2 protein-coding genes are annotated in these 2,566 nt (G+C 58.6%); both read right to left on the bottom strand.

Going from position 1 to position 2,566, the window contains the following annotated elements:
* Positions 1-672: 16S rRNA (guanine(527)-N(7))-methyltransferase RsmG (gene rsmG, locus ACIONG_RS28705; protein WP_401304256.1), on the bottom strand; the 672-nt coding region annotated here is incomplete at its 3' end.
* The coding region (gene mnmG / locus ACIONG_RS28700) for a tRNA uridine-5-carboxymethylaminomethyl(34) synthesis enzyme MnmG (protein ID WP_401304253.1) at positions 669-2,566 on the bottom strand (1,898 nt) is incomplete at its 5' end. The genes rsmG and mnmG, both read right to left, overlap by 4 nt.

Here is a 2,566-nt window from a genome sequence, read left to right as displayed (position 1 = left end):
CGCCGCCCCGCGGGCGCCGGCGCCCACCCCCCCCGCGCCGCGCACGATCACCAGCTGGCCGTGGCCTTGGCAACCGGGTACGGCCAGGGCGTGTTCGCTATCGAGTTTGAAGTCTGCCGGCAATGCTACCAGCTCATCGGCCGGATGAACGCCCTTCATTGCCAGCCAGCGTGTATCGGCATCGCCGAGGTGGCGAGTCCAGTTGGTGAAGTTTTCCATGCTGCTGAACGCCCGGGAAATGATCCCGTTGAACGGCTGCGCAGGCTGGAAGGCTTCGACACGGCTGTGGATAACTTGCAGGTTATCCAGTTTGAGTTCGAGTTTGACCTGAGTCAGGAAGCGGGTTTTCTTGCCATTGCTGTCCAGACAGGTCACTTGCGAGTCTGGATACAGGATCGCCAACGGAATTCCCGGCATACCGCCGCCGCTGCCTACATCGAGCCAGCGACCGTTTTCGATGAACGACATTACGCTCAAGCTATCGAGCAAATGACGAGAAACCATTTCGTCCGGATCGCGCACAGCCGTCAGGTTGTAGGCCTGGTTCCATTTGATCAACAGGGCCAGATAACCCAACAGCAATTCGTGCTGGGTTTCACTGAGATTGACACCGAGCTCGCGGGCTCCTGTGGATAACTCTTCGGCGTGTTGCGAAGTGACCTTAGAACTCAAGCGCTTTGCTCCAACTGACGGCCCGCGCCGCGTTTTTTCAAATGAATCATCAACAGCGAAATTGCTGCCGGGGTCACACCCGGGATCCGCGAAGCCTGGCCCAGCGTCTCTGGTCGAGTCGCGCCGAGCTTGCTTTGGATCTCCTTGGAGAGACCGGAAATGTTGGTGTAATCGATATCCACAGGCAGTTTTGTGTCTTCGCTGGCGCGCAGACGGGCGATTTCGTCCTGTTGACGGTCGATGTACCCGGCGTACTTGGTCTTGATTTCAACCTGCTCGGCGACCTGTGGATCTTCGGCGCCGTTGCCAGTCACTTCGACCAGACCAGCGTAGTCGATTTCCGGACGGCTCAAGAGATTGAGCAAGTTGTATTCGTGGGTCAGCGGCGTGCCGAATTTTTCTGCAATCGCCTCGCCCTGCGGCGTGCCCGGGCGAACCCAGGTGCTTTTCAGACGCTGCTCTTCGAGTTCGATGCTTTCGCGTTTCTTGCAGAAGGCCGCCCAACGCGCGTCATCGACCAATCCGAGTTCGCGACCTTTTTCGGTCAAACGCAAGTCGGCGTTGTCCTCGCGCAGGATCAGGCGGTACTCGGCACGGGAAGTGAACATGCGGTACGGCTCTTGGGTGCCGAGGGTGATCAGGTCGTCGACCAACACGCCGATGTAGGCTTCATCGCGACGTGGACACCAGGCTTCTTTGCCTTTCGCACGCAGTGCAGCGTTGGCGCCAGCGAGCAAACCTTGGGCGCCCGCTTCTTCGTAACCGGTGGTGCCGTTGATTTGCCCGGCGAAGAACAGACCGCCGATGACTTTGGTTTCCAGGCTGTACTTCAGATCGCGCGGATCAAAGTAGTCGTACTCGATTGCGTAACCCGGGCGCACGATGTGCGCGTTTTCCATGCCGCGAATCGACTGCACGATCTGCAATTGCACGTCGAACGGCAAGCTTGTGGATATCCCGTTCGGGTACAGCTCATGGGTGGTCAAACCTTCCGGTTCGATGAACACCTGGTGGCTTTCCTTGTCGGCGAAACGGTGAATCTTGTCTTCGATCGACGGGCAATAACGCGGGCCGATGCCTTCGATTTCACCGGCAGCGGAATACATTGGCGAACGATCGAGGTTCGCCGCGATGATTTCGTGGGTGCGGGCGTTGGTGTGGGTAATCCAGCAACTGACCTGGCGCGGATGCTGTTCTTTGTTGCCCATGAACGACATCACCGGGATCGGCGTATCCCCTGGCTGCTCGGTCATGACCGAGAAATCCACAGATTTGCCATCGATACGCGGTGGCGTACCGGTTTTCAGGCGACCGACACGCAATGGCAGTTCACGCAGACGATGAGCCAGGGCGATCGACGGCGGATCTCCGGCGCGACCGCCGGAAAAATTCTGCAACCCGATGTGGATAAGTCCGCCGAGGAACGTACCGGTGGTCAACACCACGGAATCGGCGAAGAAACGCAGACCCATTTGGGTGACAACACCGCGCACTTGTTCCTGCTCAACGATCAGGTCGTCAGCGGCTTGTTGAAATATCCACAGGTTCGGCTGGTTTTCCAGGATTTCGCGGACAGCGGCTTTGTAAAGAATTCGGTCGGCTTGCGCACGGGTTGCTCGTACGGCCGGGCCTTTACGGCTGTTCAACACGCGAAACTGGATGCCGCCCAGATCGGTGGCGATGGCCATCGCGCCGCCGAGGGCGTCGATTTCCTTGACCAGATGGCTTTTGCCAATGCCACCAATGGCCGGGTTGCAACTCATGGCGCCGAGGGTTTCCACGTTATGCGTCAGCAACAGGGTTTTTGCCCCCATACGTGCTGAGGCCAGTGCTGCCTCGGTACCGGCATGACCGCCGCCGATGACGATCACTTCAAAACGGGAAGGGAAATCCA

This window comes from Pseudomonas sp. NPDC087817 (assembly GCF_044742875.1).
Classification (GTDB): Bacteria; Pseudomonadota; Gammaproteobacteria; order Pseudomonadales; family Pseudomonadaceae; genus Aquipseudomonas.
This window is presented reverse-complemented; position numbering and strand designations above follow the sequence as displayed.